The sequence below is a fragment of the Micromonospora sp. NPDC002717 genome, from assembly GCF_040295705.1.
GTDB lineage: Bacteria > Actinomycetota > Actinomycetes > Mycobacteriales > Micromonosporaceae > Micromonospora.
Map to the genome: position 1 here is coordinate 374,974 of NZ_JBEOVW010000002.1, position 14,558 is coordinate 389,531.

Genomic DNA, 14,558 nt, shown 5'->3' on the forward strand with positions numbered 1-14,558 from the left:
TGACCTGCGCAACTGCTGCTACCGGCAGGTTAACGGCGGCGCAGCAGCCACCCCAGCAACGCTGTCAACGCGACCGCCGCCAGCAGTCCGGCCGCGGTCGCGAGTTGGGACCCGGCACCGTCGCCGAGACCGCCGACCTCCACGAGGAGGACGCCGAGCACGAAGGCCCCCAGCAGCACCGTGCCGGCCCGCGCGAGCCAGCGCACGATCACGTCCGGGTCGACCACCGCGTCGTACGGCAGGACGGCGGCCAGCGCGCAGAGGGTGTGCGTGAGGTAGAGCACGGCCGCCACGGCGAGCAGCCGCCAGAGCGCGATCGGCCGGCCGTACCCGTCGGTGGCGACCAGCCAGCCGCCGACCGTGACCAGCGCGGCGAAGGTCGGCCAGACCCGGCGCGGCCCGAACGCCGGCAGCAGCGCCACCACCACCAGGGCGAGCAGCGGCCGGCCGAGGAGCACCTGCGACGGGTACGCCACCACCAGCCCGACCAGCGTGGTGAGGAAGATGCCGACCCTGACCAGCAGCGGCGTCAGGCTGACCCGGGCGGCCGCGTACCGCACCGCCCGGACCCGCTCGATGACCGGATTCATCGGGCCCCCACCCTCGGGGCGGTGGCCAGCCGCGCCACGTCCCGCAGCACCTGGTCGAGGCTGCCCGCGCCGGCCCAGCGCACCACCGGCACGCCGTGCTCCCGCAACTGCCCGATCATGGTGTCCCGGTCCAGCCGCCACAGCCGGTACGCCACCTCGGCCCAGCCCCTGTCCTTCGGCGGGGCGAGGTCGGCCGGCAGGGTGTCCACCGCGACGACGAACCGCCCCGAGCGGGCCAGCCGGGCCAGCATCTGCGCCGACCGCTCGTCCAGCAGCGGGGTGAGGACCACCACCAGCGCGTCCGCGGAGAGCAACTGCGGCCCGAAGACCTGGTCGTACGGCTCGTGCGGGGAGGCCTCGGCGCGCACGTCGAGCAGCCACTCCAGGACGGTCAGGTACTGCCGGCGGCCGGTGGCCGGGCGCAGCCGGCGGGCGGCCGGGCCGTACTCCAGCATCGACACCCGGTCGCCGCGGTGCAGGTAGTGCTCGGCGATCGCGGCGGCGGCCCGGACGGTGGTGTCCAGCACGGAGGCGGCACCGGACACGCCGCCGGAGCGGCCCGCCTCGGCGAGCACGTCGAGCAGCACCACCACCTCGGCGTCCCGGTCGGAGAGGGTGGCTGCGACGTGCAGCTGCCGGGCGCGCAGCGACACGCGCCAGTCGATCCGGCGCAGCCGGTCGCCCGGGGCGAAGACCCGCACGCCGGCCAGCTCCCCGCCCTCGCCGGGCCGGCGCGAGTGGTGCGCCCCGACCAGGCCGGCGGCCCGGGGCATCGCCTCGACCGCGTCGAACGGCTCGGTCCTCGGGTAGACCCGGACCCGGGCCGGCTCGGTGACCACCGCGCGGGAGACCAGCAGGCCCTGCGCGGCGGCGACCCGGGCGCCGGCCGGGCCGACCGGGTGCCGGCCCCAGCGCAGCGCCGTGCCGGCCAGCTCCAGGTCGACGGCCGCCTCGGTCGGGACGGCGGTCACGAAGGGCCGGTCGGCGACGGACGGGACGACGGCCGAGGGGGCGCCGGACGCGGCCACCGCCCCGGCGATCGTGGCCCGCTCCACCCGCAGCCACGGCGAGACCCGGCTGCGGACCACCGCCACGTCGTAGTCGAGCACGTCCGGGTTGCCGACGCTGACCGTGCCGGTCAGCTCGCCGCCCTCGACCAGGTGCCCCTCGTCGGCGGAGATCCAGACCTGCGGCAGGGCGGCCGGCCGGCGGCGCAGCGCATACGCGGTGCCGATCGCGAACGGGGCGGCCAGCACGATCAGGTCGACCCGGCCGAGCAGCACCCCCGCGATCAGCAGCAGGCCGGTGAGCAGCACCGCCCGGCCGAGCGCCCAGGTGGGCACCCAGCCGGTCGCGGGCTGCGGCCCCTGCTCCGGCGACTCGGTGCGGGGCGGCACGGCGGGCGCGACCATCAGTGCCCGGGCCGGCCGGCGGCGTAGCTGGGCAGCGCCCCGCTGGCCGGCGCCGGGGTCGCCTCCAGCACCTCGCCGACCACGAAGGACGGGTCGACGCGGCGCAGCCACATCTCGGGACGCAGCGTGATCCGGTGCGCCAGCGCGGGCGCCGCGACCTCCTTGACGTCCTCCGGCACCACGTAGTCGCGGCCGGCCATCACGGCCCGCACCCGGGCCAGCAGCAGCAGCGCCAGCGAGCCGCGCGGCGAGGCACCCACCAGCACCGACGGGTGCTCCCGGGTGGCGGCGGTCAGCGCGACGATGTAGCGACCGACGGAGTCCTCGACCACCACGTCCTCCAGCGCGGCCTGCATGGCCCGCAGGGTGGCCGCGTCGACCACGGGCTTGATGTCCGCCTCCTCGCGGCGGCGGGCCATCCGCCGGCGCAGCACCTCCCACTCCTCCTCGTGCTCGGGGTAGCCGAACGAGACCCGGAGGAGGAACCGGTCGAGCTGCGCCTCGGGGAGCGGGTAGGTGCCCTCGTACTCGATGGGGTTGGCGGTGGCCAGCACGTGGAACGGCTCGTCCAGCCGGTAGGTGACGCCCTCGACCGAGACCTGCTTCTCCTGCATCGCCTCCAGCAGGGCCGACTGGGTCTTCGGCGGGGTCCGGTTGATCTCGTCGGCGAGGAGCAGGTTGGTGAAGACCGGGCCGGCCCGGAACGCGAAGTCGCCGCTGCGCTGGTCGTAGAGGAACGATCCGGTGACGTCGGCCGGCAGCAGGTCGGGAGTGAACTGGAGCCGGCGGAAGTCCAGCCCGAGCGCCTGTGCGAAGGAGCGCGCCGTCAGCGTCTTGCCCAGGCCCGGCAGGTCCTCCAGCAGCACGTGCCCGCCGGCCAGGATGCCGGCGAGGACCAGCTCCAGCGCGTCCCGCTTGCCGACCACGACCTGACCGACCGCCTCCAGCACCGACCGGGCGAGGTGGCCGACCTCCGCGGCGGGCATGCTGCGGTCCACGTCGTTCATATCTTCTCCAGTTCGGCGACGATCGCCGCGAGGTCGCGCGGCGACGGGGGGCGGCGGGAGGGCGTGCTGAGGAAGGTCCAGAGCTGGTCGCCCAGCAGGGCGCGGGCGCGGGCCGGGTCCGACTCCCGGGTCAGGCCGTGACGCTGACGCAGCCGCTCGTCGGCCAGTTCGGCGAGCCGCGGCAGGACCCGCGCGGCGAACCGCTCCCGGCTGCTCCCGCACCAGTCCAGCGGGCGCTCCCAGCCGTTGATCGCGGTGCGCAGCGCGTCCCGGGCGCCCCAGTTCCACGTGCCGTCGTCGTCGCCGGCCGGGGCCCGGGCACCGGCCCGGGACGGGGGCGGGGGCGCGAGGGCGGCGACGACCCGGCGCACCACGAACAGCGCGAGCACCCCGGCGACCAGGACCAGCAGGGAGACCCGGAGCCCCACCACGCGCAGGCCGGCGACCAGCACCACCACGACCGCCGCGATGCCGGCCAGGGCGCGGAACACCCGGCCGGCCCGCCCGCCCCGGGAGCGGCCGGCGCGCCCCGGGCGCTCCTCCTCGAAGCTCAGCAGGTCGTCGATGCTGGTGCTGCTCACCGCGCCACCTCATCACGCCGGGCGCGCGACCGCCACGACCCGGTCACGTCGGCACTCCGGCGTCGCCGGCGACCACGGCGGTCAGCTCGGCGCGCAGCCGGCGCAGCGCCGCACGGGCCTGGTCGCGGGTGCGCTCGTCGACGGGCCGGGTGGCGTAGCGGGCCTCGCGGTAGACGTGCGCGAACTCGGCCAACACGTCGGCGCTGACGATCGCCGGCACCCCCGCCGACGGGTCGCCCCGCAGCAGGCGGGTGACCAGGTCGGTGGGGGTGTCCCCGGCCAGCCGGGGCACACCGGCGCCGGCTGCGGCCTCTTCGAGGCGCACCCAGCAGGCGATGACCGCGGCGCGCGGGTCGGCGTCCGCGTCGTCCAGCTCCACCAGGCCGGCGTCGAGGGCGGCGGCCACCTCGCGGGCGGTGCCCTCGGCCGTACGCCGGTTCCGCTGCTTCGGCAGCGCCCGGGTGCTGCGGCGCATCGCGCCCCGGACCAGCGTCCAGGCGAGGTAGCCGAACGCGGCGAGCAGGGCCGACCCCAGCAGCACGAGGGCGACCGTGCCGAGCCACGGCGGGATGCTCGCCTGGGTGGCCTCGCCGGCGTCCCGGGGCTCGACGGGGATCGACGCGGCCGGCTCGCCGGTCGGGTATTCCGGCACGTAGGGGATGTTGTCGGCGGCGGGCGGGATCCGGCTGGCGCCGATCGACGAGTGGCCGGACGCCAACGCGGCGACGGCGAGCAGGACGCCGACCGCGGCGACCGGCCACCACCTGCGCAGCACGCTCAGATCCATCCGGGGTTACCTCCGGGCCGCCGGGGGGTGCGTCGCGGGCCGACGCGTTCCGTCCGTCATCGCCACCGCCCCCGCGTGCCTCAGTCCACCCCGGCCAACTGCTTCGCCCGGGCGAACACGTCGTCCAGCATCCCTGGTGTCAGCCGTCCCGTGAAGGTGTTCTGCTGGCTGACGTGGTAGCAGCCCAGCAGCTGCGGTGCGGCCGTGCCGGACCAGTGTGCCCCATGACCGAACGCCGGTCGCGGGGCGGGCGGGCGCTGGCCGTACACCTGACGCAGCGTCGGCCACCACGCGGACCAGGCGAAGGCGCCCAGCGCGACCACGACGCGCAGGGTGGGCCGGATCAGCGCGACCTCGCGGTGCAGCCACGGTGCGCAGGTGTCCCGCTCGCCCGGGGTGGGCTTGTTGTCCGGCGGCGCGCAGCGCACGGCGGCGAAGATGCGGGTGTCCCGCAGGGACAAACCGTCGTCGGCGGCGACGCTCGTCGGCTGGTTGGCCAGCCCGGCGCGGTGCAGCGCGGCGAAGAGCACGTCGCCGGAGCGGTCGCCGGTGAAGATCCGGCCGGTGCGGTTCCCGCCGTGCGCGGCGGGCGCCAGGCCGAGGATGGCGATGCGCGCGTCGGGGGCGCCGAAGCCGGGCACCGGCCGACCCCAGTACTCCTGGTCGCGGAAGGCCGCCCGGCGCGTGCGGGCCACCTCCTCGCGCCACTCGACCAGGCGGGGGCAGGCGAAGCAGTCGCTGACGGCGGCGTCGAGGTCGGCGAGGTCGGTCGCCCGCGCGGCGCGGGCGACCACCTCGTCGGGCGTACGCGGCTCAGCCAAGCTTGGCCCGGAAGAGTTCGAGGGTGCGCGCCCAGGCGGTGGCGGCGGCGCGCTGGTCGAAGTTCTCCGGCCGGTCCTCGTTGAAGAAGGCGTGCGCGGTGCCGGGGTAGTCGTAGGTCTGGCACGTGCCGCCGGCGGTCTCGACGGCGCGGCGGACGGTCTGCACGCCGTCGGCGGCGGAGGTGCCGTCGGCTTCGGAGCAGTGGATGAGGGCGGCCTTGCCCGCGTAGTCGGCCCACTCGGAGCGCATCCCGTCCCAGGGCAGCCGGGGGTAGAAGGCGGCGGTGGCGACGATCCGCTCGGTGCGGCTGGCCGCCCACAGGGCCAGGCTCGCGCCCGCGCAGAAGCCGGCGCAGCCGACCTTGCCGGTGACCTCGGAACGCCCGGCGAGGTAGTCCGCCGCGGCGGCGATGTCCGCCGCCGCCTCGTCCATCTGCGGGCTGTTCAGCATCTGGCGCGGCTCGTCGGGCTTGCTGGCCGGGCCGCCGTGGCGGAAGTCCGGGGCGAGGGCCACGAACCCGGCCTCGGCGAACCGGTCCGCGACGGAGGTGATGTGGGGCACGAGCCCCCACCAGTCCTGGATGACGATGACCGCTGGGCTGGCCGCACCGCCGGACGGTATCGCGAGATACCCCTCGCGCGTACCCCCGTTGCTGGTGAAGCTCACCATTTCGCCCATCGGCCCGTCCTCCTAGCGGTCAGTCATCGTTGGCTGGTCGCCCAGTGGTCCTACGTGCCGGTAGCCTGCCACGCCGTGCGCGCCCCGGGGAAGACGCCGGAACAGTGGCATTCACCTCCCGTTCGCCGGCCGTACGCGCAGACACCGACGGCGGCGCGGACCGTCGTCCGCGCCGCCGTCGGCGGTGCTGTGCTGCCGTGGGGCCGGTCAGGCCTTCTTGGTCAGGCAGAGCAGGTAGCCCTTCTTGCCCGGCTCGATGCTGTAGAAGACGTAACCGTCCTGGTCTTCCTTGATGTACTGCTCGCACGCCTCGCCGGAGCGGGCCTGCGTCTCGGTCTGCCCGTCGACCCGACCGACCACGTTGTACACGGCGTCGGTGGAGGTGCACTCGACGACCTTCGCGCCGTCGACCTTCTCCTCCTTGGTGCCGGTCACCTCGGGCAGCTCGGCGATGCAGTCGCCGACCTTGGCGTCGGCGGTCTCGTCCTTGTTGAGGAAGTTGCCGATGGCCGAGCCGACGCCGAACTTGAGCCCCGCGATGACCAGGAACGCGACGATCGCGCCCACGATGCCGAGCACCTTCCTGGAGCCGGACTTCTTCGTCTCCGGCTCCGCCGGGGGCGCCTGGAAGGCCGACGGGGGCTGCGCGGCGTCCGGCGCGGGGGGCGGTGCGACCTGCTCTGACACGGGTTGTCCTTCCGAGGGGTGGATGAGCAGACGACACCGTAGCGATCAGGTACGACGGTCGCCGCCCCGTCGACCTCATCCGTTCAGCTATTTCCCAGCTTCCCGGACGCGATCCGGTTCACGTCCGGCTCGGCGCCGGGGTGGCGGCCGGGGCCTCCGTCGCGGCCGGGGCCTCCGTCGCGGCCGGGGCCTCCGCGGTCGGGACCGCGGTCGCTCCGGCCGTCGGGCCGCCCGTCGGGACCGGGCCGGACGGGTCGGCCGACGCGGTGGGCGCCAACGGGGGCAGGCCGGGCGTGGGCGAGGTGGCCGCCGGCGGGCGCGGCGCGAACGGCGCCCGCTCGGGGCAGTACGGGTACGGGCGCAGCAGCGGGTTGCCGACCCCTCTCGGGTCCCACCCGTCCGGGCAGTCCGGGTAACCGAGGCGGATCGGGTCGCCGTTCTGGTCGAAGAGCCGGGCGTTCTCCACCAGCCGGCCCTCGCTGTCGTAGACGTAGACGTCCCGGACGTGGGAGTACCGGTCGTCGACCGAGATGTGCTCGTAGCCGAAGTCCCCCGAGCCGACGCGGCCGTTCACGTCGGTCAGGCCGATCAGCCCGAAGACCACCAGCACCGCCGTGCCGGCGTGCAGCAGCCGCCGCTTGGGCCGGGTCAGGCTCGGCGTGTGGTGGCCGAGCCAGATCGAGGCGAGCACGCTGCCGGCGAGCAGCACCAGGCCGGCCAGCACGCTGCCGTTCAGCTCGGGCAGCACGCCGAACGAGTCACCGGTGGTGGCCACCGTGACGAGCATGGCGGCCAGGTAGCCGCGCAGCACCCACCAGGCCGGCCGGAGCAGCCGGAGGAACTCGCTCGCCGAGGCGTACCCCAGGGGCGGCCCGAGTTGGACGTCCCAGCGCTGCGCCCGCGCGCGGAGCCGGTCCACGGCGGCGGCCAGGCGGCGATCGCGGCGGCGGCCACCGGCGACGGCGCCGACCCCGGCGGCGGCGCGCAGCTCGGCCGCGTACGCCTCGGGCTCGCCGAGCCGCTCGACCAGGCTGCCGCCGGCCTCGACGGCGACCTCGGCGAGGTGTTCCGGCAGGTCCTCGGTCAACTCGTCACGGTGCGCCGGCGGCAGGTCGGCCAGCGCGGCCCGCACCCGTGCGACGTAGTCCGCGATCTCCTGCTCCGTGACGGTCATGCCGCCATCCCCCGTTCGTCGAGCAGTGCGTCCATGGTGGTGGCGAACGAGCGCCAGAGCTTGCCGTAGCGGGTGAGCTGGTCCCGGCCGGCGGCGTTGAGGGAGTAGTACTTGCGGTGCGGGCCGGACTCGCTCGGCACGACGTAGGTGGTCAGCAGGCCGGCGGCGTAGAGCCGGCGCAGCGTGCCGTAGACCGAGGCGTCGCCGACCTCCTCCAGCCCGGCCTCGCGGAGGCGGCGCAGGATGTCGTAACCGTAGCCGTCCTCCTCGCGCAGGACGGCGAGAACCGCGAGGTCCAGCACGCCCTTCAGGAGCTGTGTGGTATCCACGCTTCGCACACTACTGCGCATTGCGAAGTAGTGTCAAAGGAACGCGCCGCGCGGCGGGTCAGGCCGCGCGGCGCGCCGCCTCCTCCGCGATCCGCAGCAGATCCCGGAGTACGTGCACCAGCGCGCGAGCCTGCGCCAGGTCGATCGGCCAGCGCTCCGGATCGTCGCCGGCCGACAACTCCAGCAGGACGCCGGCCGGAGCCAGCCGCCCGACGTCCATCTGCCAGAGCGCGGCACGCACCTGGATCACCTCGTCGCCACGCGGCGCGACCGGCCGCAGGCGGGACAGGTGCAGCGCGCTGGTCCCGCAGCCGCTCTCGGGCACGCACCACGTCGGATGGAGGCGTCGGATCGTCACGTCATCGCCCCTCGTCGGGTTGTGAGGGCACTGTGGGCCCCGGGTCGCCCCCATCATCGTGACCATCCGACTACGGTCGGAAGTCACGCGGCGGGCACCGGCCGGCGGTGGCCCGCCCGGCCCGACATGTGAAGCCCGGTGAGAGAGGTGTGATGACCAGACCCCAACTGTCGACGCTGGATCTCCTGGCCGGCGAGCTGCGGCGGCTGCGCACCGAGCGCGGGCTGAGCCAGGAGGAACTGGCCCGGCGGATCAACTACTCCGGCTCGCTCGTCGGGATGGTGGAGATCGGCCGGCGTACGCCCTCGCTCGACTTCGTCCGGCGCGCGGACGAGGCGCTGGACAGCGGCGGCCTGCTCGGACGGATCCTGCCGCTGGTCAGCGTGGAGACCGCGCCGGCCTGGTTCCGGCCCTGGGTGGCCGTCGAGCAGGAGGCGGCCACGCTGTGGTGGTTCGAGATCTCCGTCCTGCCCGGCCTCCTCCAGACCGAGGGCTACGCCCGCGCGGTCCTTTCCGACGGCGGCCTTGTGCCCGACTCCGAGGTCGAAGAGCGGGTGACGGCACGGATTCAGCGACAGCAGATCCTGCACCGCGCCCAGCCACCGCAACTGGTGGCCGTGCTCGACGAGACGATTCTTCGTCGCCCGGTGGCGGACCGGTTCGGGGTGATGCGCGAGCAACTCGACCACCTGATCGAGCTGGGTGCCCACCCGCACATCCACCTGCACGTGATCCCGGCCGAGGTAGGCGTGCACGCTGGCGTGGCCGGGCCGTTCATCCTGGCGGGGTACGCCGACGGAGGCTGGGTGGCGCATCTCGACAGCCCGCTGCGCGCCCAGGTGCTGGACCGCGCCGAGGAGATTGCCAGCCTGCACCGCAGGTGGGAAAGTGTCCGCTCAGAGGCGCTGCCCCGGCGGCAGTCGCTGACCCTGATGCAGGAAGTGGCGAAGACATGGAGCTGACCGGCGCCCGGTGGCGCAAGTCCACCCGCAGCGGAAACGGCGGCGCCTCGTGCGTGGAGGTCGCCGACAACCTGCCCGGCGTGGTGCTGGTCCGCGACAGCAAGGACCGCTCCGGCCCCGTGCTCACCTTCGGCCCGACCGCCTGGTCCCACTTCGTCGCCGGCGTCGCAGGGCGTCACCCGCGCTAACGGGGTGGAACGCGGCGCGGGTCCTCGCCCATGCGCCGACAACCATGACCGCATGGATAGGTCACCTGGGTCCGATCACCGGTCAGCTGGTGGACGCCACGGGCGTGGCCTCCCTCTGACCGACCGTTCGCTGGTCAGCGGCCGGGGCGGGTGGCGACCATGGCGTCGTGCAGTTCCTCGGAAGTGGGGACGGGGGGCAGTGCGGATGCGAAGCCCTCCGGATGACAGGCATCGAGCAGTAGCGCCACCAGGCGCCGCCACGCCCCCGGCGCCGACTGCCGGGTGGAGCGCAGCACGCCGGCGTTGGCCATCAGGAACAGCATGACATCGGCGCCCGTCACGTCGGAGCGCAGCTGGCCCTCCTGCTGGGCGCGCCGGATCAGGGCATCCAGTGCGCCCAGCGCCCGGGTCCGGGGTTCCTCCATGCCGGGGGAGTTGGGGAAACAGGCGGTGAAGCCTTCGGTCACCGCTCGGTCGGCGGCCTGCATCGCACACACCCGCTCGACGAAGTCGCGAAAGGCGGCCCCGGGGTCGGGTGCCCGAACGGCCTGCTCGGCGAGGTCGGCCAGCTCGTTCAGCCGATCGGTCAGTACCGCCTCGATCAGTGACTCCCGCTTCGGGAAGTGCCGGTAGAGGGTGGCGATGTTGACCTCGGCCCGCCGGGCCACGTCCTCGAGCGGTGCCTCCAGCCCGCGCTCGCCGAACACGGCACGGGCTGCCGCCACGACGCGTCCCCGGTTGAGTTCGGCGTCCCTCCGCAGCCCCTTACCAGATCTCATGACCCAATCCTACGAAGTGAAGGGTGCCCTGCGCTTCTGGTACGGTTAGCGCACCGCTTAACCGCAGGGCTCCCTTCGTTTTTGGAGAGTTACGTTGAAGATCGTTCTCTGGGTCGCCCAGGGCCTCCTCGCCGTCCTGTTCGCCGGGGCGGGCGGCATGAAGGTCGTCATGGCCAAGGACTCGCTCGTCCCGTTGATGCCGTGGGTGGTCGACTTCTCTTCCGGAATGGTGAAGGTGATCGGCGTCCTGGAGGTGCTCGGCGCGGTCGGGCTGATCCTTCCCGCCCTCACCTTGATCGCGCCTGTGCTCACTCCGATCGCCGCCGCCGGTCTCGCCGTTGTCATGCTCGGCGGCGGGATCGTGCACATCGGCCGGGGAGAATACCCCCACAGCATCGGCAACCTGGTGGTGCTCGCGTTGGCGGTGTTGGTCGCCTGGGGCAGGTTCGGCCCCTACGCCCTCGCTGCCCGGAACTGGGGGTAGCCGGCGGCCGGTAGGCGAGGCCCAGCCGCCGACGCTTGTCGGCACGACAGGATGACTGCCCCCGCATGGGCCGGCTACAGGCCATCAACGAGTGGCTGTGACCGACTTCGACACAGCCCTGGTCGTACCGGATCCGCGCTCTACTGCCAGGTGGCGGTGTCGGGGTCGATGCCGTGGACGCGTGCACTGGCGTCGACGCTCTGCCGGAACCACGTGGCAAGGCCGGCGCGGATGCCGTCGTAGTGGGCGGCGAACCCCGGATCGGCCTCGAACATGCGGCCGAGGCAGACCTGCATCTGCCGGGTGAGGGGAAAGTACGACGTGAAAACCTCATGGTGCCGCTCGACGAGTTGATTCGCTTCGGGGCTGCCAGGGGCGACACCGGCGTCCATCGCGTCGCCGAGGGCACGGTCGAGGTCAGCGACGGCGTCGGCGATGGCCTGCCATTCCTCCGGGCTGCGAGAGGCTGAGCGTTCGGCGTACTGCTGCCATTGCGTCGTGTCTCCGTAGCGTTGACGGGCTTGGGCGGGCCAGTCCGTGTTCCACCTGGGGCCGAAGATCGCGGCCTGCTGCTCGACGGTCAGCAGCAGGCCGCGCTCGTGGGCGTCGATCATCCGATCCAGGCCGGCGCTGAGCTGCTGGAGGCGGTCGATCCGTTGGGCCACCTGGGTGCGCTGCGCGCGCAGTGCGCCGGGCACGTCCACGGTCGCGTCGTCCAGGATGGCCCGAATCCCGTCCAGATCGAGGCCGATCTCCCGGTAGACGACGATGCGGTACAGGCGTTGCAGGTCAGCAGCGGTGTAGAGCCGGTATCCGGCAGTCGTGCGCAGCGACGGTCGCGCCAGACCGATGTCGTCCCAGTGGTGCAGCGCGCGGACTGTCACGCCCAGACGCGTCGAAACCTGACCGACGGTCAACCCATCGACGTCAGTGGCATCAGGCATGCTCCTCAGTGTCGCCGCGACCGCCGCCCGGTGGGGTGATCCCCATGGCTTCAAGGTTCCGCGCCTCCTGACTGGCCGGATCAAAGGGCTTCGCCGCAGTGAAGACGATCCGCGCGTTCTCGGGGGTGACCACTTCCACGTCGCGAGTGTTCCAGGGGGTGTCCCGTGGGCCGTCGACCGAGTCCGGGCTCAACGCCCGACATGCCTCGACAAGGGAATCGATCTGGTTGAGCACGCACGCGAAACTGACGCTCATCGCCGGCGCCTGCTCCGGAACGCTCGCCGCCGAGACGAGGAGCACGTCCTGGAACGCCCACCGCCGCAGGTGCACGAGCGTGCCGGGGATGCTGAACAGCTCGAAGAACCCGAGCCCACGAGTCCAGAAGTCCACCGACGCCGCCAGATCGCTCGTGGGGATCGACGCGAACGCGGGCATTCCGTAGATGCCCCGGAACGGCTCCGGCGCAACCGCATCCGGGCCGGGATCGGGCACGGGACTAATTTCGAAAGCGTCGTAGTGGTCGCTCATGCACCCCACCCTCCGGCCTTACGCGGCGTGAGGGTCAAGCCGGATTCGTGGACCGGGTCTCCACGCATGGATCAGACATAGAGCTTGCGGAGTTCTCGGGCGATGTCGGAGACCTCGGTCATCGCGCCGCTGGCCACCGACATCACGAGAGCTTCGGCCTGGTCGACGTCGACATCCCGGATCGGGACCTCGTTGAGGGCCAGGAAGACGCGCGCCGCCGACCAGGCGAGACGCTTGTTCCCGTCGATCAGCGCGTGGTTCATGCAGATCGAGTGCAGCAGCGCGGCGGCCTTGCCCCACAGTTCGGGATACGCCTCCTGGCCGAACGCAACCGTGGCGGGCCGCACCACCGCGGAGGAGAGCAGGCCGGGATCACGCACCTGCGGTGCCTCGCCGAGGACGATCGAGGCGATCTCCATCAGGTCGTCGACGTCCAGGTAGTTGATCACTCGGCAAGTCGCCGCAGCAGCTCGGCGTCACGGTCCGCGACCTCGCGGGCAAGACCCTGTACGCGGGCGCGACGGCTGCGAGCAGCCACGTACTCCTCCACCGCCACGACGATGGTGGCGTTCATCGACCTGTGCTCCTGCTCGGCGAGAGCCTTCAGCCGCTCGTGCAGACCGTCGGGGAGATTGACCGTGGTGACCATATGGAAATCATACCGCTGCTGACCAGCGGATTCCGGGTCGCGCGACCTCAGGCCAGCGACCAGGCGATGCCGTCGAGGATGTCGTGCTCGGAGGCGACCACCGAGGCCATCCCGGCCCGCTCCATGATCACCCGGAGCACCAGGGCGCCGGCGCCGATCACGTCCGCCCGGCCCGGGTGCATCACCGGGATCGCGAGCCGCTGCTCCCGGGTCTTGCCGAGCAGGTCGGCCGTCACGTCGGCCACCGCCTCGTACGACACCCGGGCGTGGTGGATGCGGCCCGGGTCGTACTCCTGGAGGCCCTGGGCGATGGCGACCACGGTGGTGACCGACCCGGCGAGCCCGACCAGGGTGGCGGCCTGCCGGCCCGGCACGGCCGCCAGCGCCCGGTCGACCGCGACGGCGATGTCTGCCTGCGCGGCGGCGACCTCGGCCATGCCCGGCGGGTCGCCGTGCAGGTGCCGCTCGGTCATCCGGACGCAGCCGATGTCCATCGAGATGGCCGCCTCGACGCCGCCGGCGCGGGTGCCCACGACGAACTCGGTCGAGCCGCCGCCGATGTCGATGACCAGGAACGGCTCCTCGGTGCCGGCGGGCAGCCCGCGCACCGCACCGGTGAAGGAGAGCCGCGCCTCCTCGTCACCCGTCACCACCTCGGGCGCGACCCCGAGGGTCCGCTCGACCATCTCCCGGAAGTCGGCGGCGTTGGAGGCGTCCCGGGACGCCGACGTGGCGCACATCCGGACCCGCTCCGCGCCGAGCTTCTCGATCTCGGCCGCGTAGGAGGCCAGCGCGACGCGGGTGCGCTCGATGGCCTCCGGGGCCAGCCGGCCCGTCTTGTCGACACCCTGGCCGAGGCGGACGATCTCCATCCGCCGGCTCAGGTCGACCAGCGGCGCGTCCGGGCCCGCCGAGGGATCGGGCAGGTCGGCGACCAGCAGTCGGATCGAGTTGGTCCCGCAGTCGATGGCGGCCACGCGCGTCGTCACGGCAGCAACCCTACGGCAGGATCCGGGGCTTGTTCGCCGCCCACCCGCACCGGTGCCGAGGCCACGGGCGGTCAGAGGCGCAGCAGCATCCGGGTGTTGCCGAGGGTGTTCGGCTTGACCCGCTCCAGGTCCAGGAACTCGGCGACGCCCTCGTCGTAGGAGCGCAGCAACTGCTCGTAGACGGGCTGCGGTACCGGCGCGCCGTCGATCTCGGTGAACCCGAACGAGCCGAAGAACCGGGTCTCGAAGGTGAGCACGAAGATCCGGGCCACGCCCAGCTCGCGGGCGGCGTCGATCAGCTCCGCGACGATCCGGTGGCCGAGTTTCCGGCCCCGGCAGGACGGGTCGACCGCCACCGTCCGGATCTCGGCCAGGTCCTCCCACATCACGTGCAGCGCGCCGCAGCCGACCACCGCGCCGTCGTCCGCCCGGACCGCGACCCGGAACTCCTGCACGTCCTCGTAGAGGGTGACGGTGGCCTTGCTGAGCAGCCGCCGGTCGTCGGTGTAGGTGTCGACCAGCCGCCGGATGCCGCGCACGTCGGAGGTGCGGGCCCGCCGCACCACGATCTCGTCGGCCCCCGCCACGCCCCCGCCCGCGTCCGCCATG

General features: G+C 73.3%; 21 protein-coding genes. 3 read left to right on the top strand and 18 right to left on the bottom strand.

Annotated features, from left to right (window positions below):
* Positions 1 to 29 precede the first annotated feature (29 nt).
* From ABT006_RS05795 to ABT006_RS05845, 11 genes are all read right to left on the bottom strand, one after another.
* Entirely contained in the window at positions 30 to 590 is a 561-nt protein-coding gene (locus ABT006_RS05795) for a hypothetical protein (protein ID WP_350703337.1), read from the bottom strand.
* A complete protein-coding gene (locus ABT006_RS05800) occupies positions 587 to 2,002 on the bottom strand; it encodes a DUF58 domain-containing protein (protein WP_350703339.1) in 1,416 nt (471 codons plus the stop codon). Before ABT006_RS05800 ends, ABT006_RS05795 begins: the two co-directional genes overlap by 4 nt.
* On the bottom strand, positions 2,002 to 3,009 hold the full coding sequence (locus ABT006_RS05805) for an AAA family ATPase (protein ID WP_350703340.1): 1,008 nt from the start codon (positions 3,007 to 3,009) through the stop codon (positions 2,002 to 2,004). The genes ABT006_RS05800 and ABT006_RS05805 overlap by 1 nt, the downstream gene beginning before the upstream one ends.
* Complete coding sequence (locus ABT006_RS05810; protein ID WP_350703342.1) at positions 3,006 to 3,590, bottom strand: hypothetical protein; 585 nt, start codon at positions 3,588 to 3,590, stop codon at positions 3,006 to 3,008. Before ABT006_RS05810 ends, ABT006_RS05805 begins: the two co-directional genes overlap by 4 nt.
* A 43-nt stretch (positions 3,591 to 3,633) precedes the next feature.
* Entirely contained in the window at positions 3,634 to 4,377 is a 744-nt protein-coding gene (locus tag ABT006_RS05815; protein ID WP_350703344.1) for a DUF4129 domain-containing protein, read from the bottom strand.
* Positions 4,378 to 4,457: 80 nt separating this feature from the next.
* Complete coding sequence (locus ABT006_RS05820) at positions 4,458 to 5,171, bottom strand: uracil-DNA glycosylase (protein WP_350703559.1); 714 nt, start codon at positions 5,169 to 5,171, stop codon at positions 4,458 to 4,460.
* A 19-nt stretch (positions 5,172 to 5,190) separates the two neighbouring features.
* A complete protein-coding gene (locus ABT006_RS05825) occupies positions 5,191 to 5,877 on the bottom strand; it encodes a dienelactone hydrolase family protein (RefSeq protein WP_350703346.1) in 687 nt (228 codons plus the stop codon).
* Between the two features lie 207 nt (positions 5,878 to 6,084).
* Complete coding sequence (locus ABT006_RS05830) at positions 6,085 to 6,564, bottom strand: LppU/SCO3897 family protein (RefSeq protein WP_350703348.1); 480 nt, start codon at positions 6,562 to 6,564, stop codon at positions 6,085 to 6,087.
* A gap of 118 nt (positions 6,565 to 6,682) precedes the next feature.
* A complete protein-coding gene (locus tag ABT006_RS05835) occupies positions 6,683 to 7,738 on the bottom strand; it encodes an HAAS signaling domain-containing protein (protein ID WP_350703350.1) in 1,056 nt (351 codons plus the stop codon).
* Positions 7,735 to 8,067 carry a PadR family transcriptional regulator gene (locus ABT006_RS05840; RefSeq protein ID WP_350703352.1) on the bottom strand — a complete coding sequence of 111 codons (333 nt, stop codon included), beginning with the start codon at positions 8,065 to 8,067 and terminating at the stop codon, positions 7,735 to 7,737. Before ABT006_RS05840 ends, ABT006_RS05835 begins: the two co-directional genes overlap by 4 nt.
* Before the next feature lie 58 nt (positions 8,068 to 8,125).
* A complete protein-coding gene (locus tag ABT006_RS05845; RefSeq protein ID WP_350703354.1) occupies positions 8,126 to 8,425 on the bottom strand; it encodes a hypothetical protein in 300 nt (99 codons plus the stop codon).
* A 152-nt stretch (positions 8,426 to 8,577) separates the two neighbouring features.
* Between ABT006_RS05845 and ABT006_RS05850 the strand changes: the two genes are divergently transcribed.
* Entirely contained in the window at positions 8,578 to 9,387 is an 810-nt protein-coding gene (locus tag ABT006_RS05850) for a helix-turn-helix domain-containing protein (protein ID WP_350703355.1), read from the top strand.
* A complete protein-coding gene (locus ABT006_RS05855; RefSeq protein WP_350703357.1) occupies positions 9,378 to 9,575 on the top strand; it encodes a DUF397 domain-containing protein in 198 nt (65 codons plus the stop codon). The genes ABT006_RS05850 and ABT006_RS05855 overlap by 10 nt, the downstream gene beginning before the upstream one ends.
* 134 nt (positions 9,576 to 9,709) lie before the next feature.
* Here the strand turns inward: ABT006_RS05855 and ABT006_RS05860 are convergent, their stop codons facing one another.
* Complete coding sequence (locus ABT006_RS05860) at positions 9,710 to 10,354, bottom strand: TetR/AcrR family transcriptional regulator (protein WP_350703359.1); 645 nt, start codon at positions 10,352 to 10,354, stop codon at positions 9,710 to 9,712.
* A 94-nt stretch (positions 10,355 to 10,448) separates the two neighbouring features.
* On the opposite strand from ABT006_RS05860, the gene ABT006_RS05865 reads away from it, so the two are divergent.
* Positions 10,449 to 10,838, top strand: coding sequence for a DoxX family protein (locus tag ABT006_RS05865; protein WP_350703361.1), 390 nt, complete (start codon positions 10,449 to 10,451; stop codon positions 10,836 to 10,838).
* Positions 10,839 to 10,978: 140 nt separating this feature from the next.
* On the opposite strand, the gene ABT006_RS05870 is transcribed toward ABT006_RS05865, so the two are convergent.
* The 6 genes from ABT006_RS05870 to ABT006_RS05895 form a co-directional block, all read right to left on the bottom strand.
* On the bottom strand, positions 10,979 to 11,782 hold the full coding sequence (locus tag ABT006_RS05870; protein WP_350703362.1) for a MerR family transcriptional regulator: 804 nt from the start codon (positions 11,780 to 11,782) through the stop codon (positions 10,979 to 10,981).
* Positions 11,775 to 12,311, bottom strand: coding sequence for a VOC family protein (locus ABT006_RS05875; RefSeq protein WP_350703364.1), 537 nt, complete (start codon positions 12,309 to 12,311; stop codon positions 11,775 to 11,777). The genes ABT006_RS05870 and ABT006_RS05875 overlap by 8 nt, the downstream gene beginning before the upstream one ends.
* 71 nt (positions 12,312 to 12,382) lie before the next feature.
* Positions 12,383 to 12,760 (bottom strand): type II toxin-antitoxin system death-on-curing family toxin, encoded by a 378-nt coding sequence (locus ABT006_RS05880; protein WP_350703366.1) that lies wholly within the window; start codon positions 12,758 to 12,760, stop codon positions 12,383 to 12,385.
* Positions 12,757 to 12,960 carry a FitA-like ribbon-helix-helix domain-containing protein gene (locus tag ABT006_RS05885; RefSeq protein ID WP_350703367.1) on the bottom strand — a complete coding sequence of 68 codons (204 nt, stop codon included), beginning with the start codon at positions 12,958 to 12,960 and terminating at the stop codon, positions 12,757 to 12,759. The genes ABT006_RS05880 and ABT006_RS05885 overlap by 4 nt, the downstream gene beginning before the upstream one ends.
* Positions 12,961 to 13,007: 47 nt before the next feature.
* Positions 13,008 to 13,937 (bottom strand): Ppx/GppA phosphatase family protein, encoded by a 930-nt coding sequence (locus ABT006_RS05890; RefSeq protein WP_350703561.1) that lies wholly within the window; start codon positions 13,935 to 13,937, stop codon positions 13,008 to 13,010.
* An 83-nt stretch (positions 13,938 to 14,020) separates the two neighbouring features.
* Positions 14,021 to 14,557 (bottom strand): amino-acid N-acetyltransferase, encoded by a 537-nt coding sequence (locus ABT006_RS05895; RefSeq protein ID WP_350703562.1) that lies wholly within the window; start codon positions 14,555 to 14,557, stop codon positions 14,021 to 14,023.
* Position 14,558: the final 1 nt, after the last annotated feature.

What these genes read in the sequence shown, in the direction of transcription:
- ABT006_RS05805 (WP_350703340.1), bottom strand. Translation starts at nt 3,009, where the DNA reads ATGAACGACGTGGACCGCAGCATGCCCGCCGCGGAGGTCGGCCACCTC.
- ABT006_RS05875 (WP_350703364.1), bottom strand. Translation starts at nt 12,311, where the DNA reads ATGAGCGACCACTACGACGCTTTCGAAATTAGTCCCGTGCCCGATCCC.
- ABT006_RS05795 (WP_350703337.1), bottom strand. Translation starts at nt 590, where the DNA reads ATGAATCCGGTCATCGAGCGGGTCCGGGCGGTGCGGTACGCGGCCGCC.
- ABT006_RS05860 (WP_350703359.1), bottom strand. Translation starts at nt 10,354, where the DNA reads ATGAGATCTGGTAAGGGGCTGCGGAGGGACGCCGAACTCAACCGGGGA.
- ABT006_RS05815 (WP_350703344.1), bottom strand. Translation starts at nt 4,377, where the DNA reads ATGGATCTGAGCGTGCTGCGCAGGTGGTGGCCGGTCGCCGCGGTCGGC.
- ABT006_RS05835 (WP_350703350.1), bottom strand. Translation starts at nt 7,738, where the DNA reads ATGACCGTCACGGAGCAGGAGATCGCGGACTACGTCGCACGGGTGCGG.
- ABT006_RS05850 (WP_350703355.1), top strand. Translation starts at nt 8,578, where the DNA reads ATGACCAGACCCCAACTGTCGACGCTGGATCTCCTGGCCGGCGAGCTG.
- ABT006_RS05895 (WP_350703562.1), bottom strand. Translation starts at nt 14,557, where the DNA reads ATGGCGGACGCGGGCGGGGGCGTGGCGGGGGCCGACGAGATCGTGGTG.
- ABT006_RS05855 (WP_350703357.1), top strand. Translation starts at nt 9,378, where the DNA reads ATGGAGCTGACCGGCGCCCGGTGGCGCAAGTCCACCCGCAGCGGAAAC.
- ABT006_RS05885 (WP_350703367.1), bottom strand. Translation starts at nt 12,960, where the DNA reads ATGGTCACCACGGTCAATCTCCCCGACGGTCTGCACGAGCGGCTGAAG.
- ABT006_RS05800 (WP_350703339.1), bottom strand. Translation starts at nt 2,002, where the DNA reads ATGGTCGCGCCCGCCGTGCCGCCCCGCACCGAGTCGCCGGAGCAGGGG.
- ABT006_RS05825 (WP_350703346.1), bottom strand. Translation starts at nt 5,877, where the DNA reads ATGGGCGAAATGGTGAGCTTCACCAGCAACGGGGGTACGCGCGAGGGG.
- ABT006_RS05870 (WP_350703362.1), bottom strand. Translation starts at nt 11,782, where the DNA reads ATGCCTGATGCCACTGACGTCGATGGGTTGACCGTCGGTCAGGTTTCG.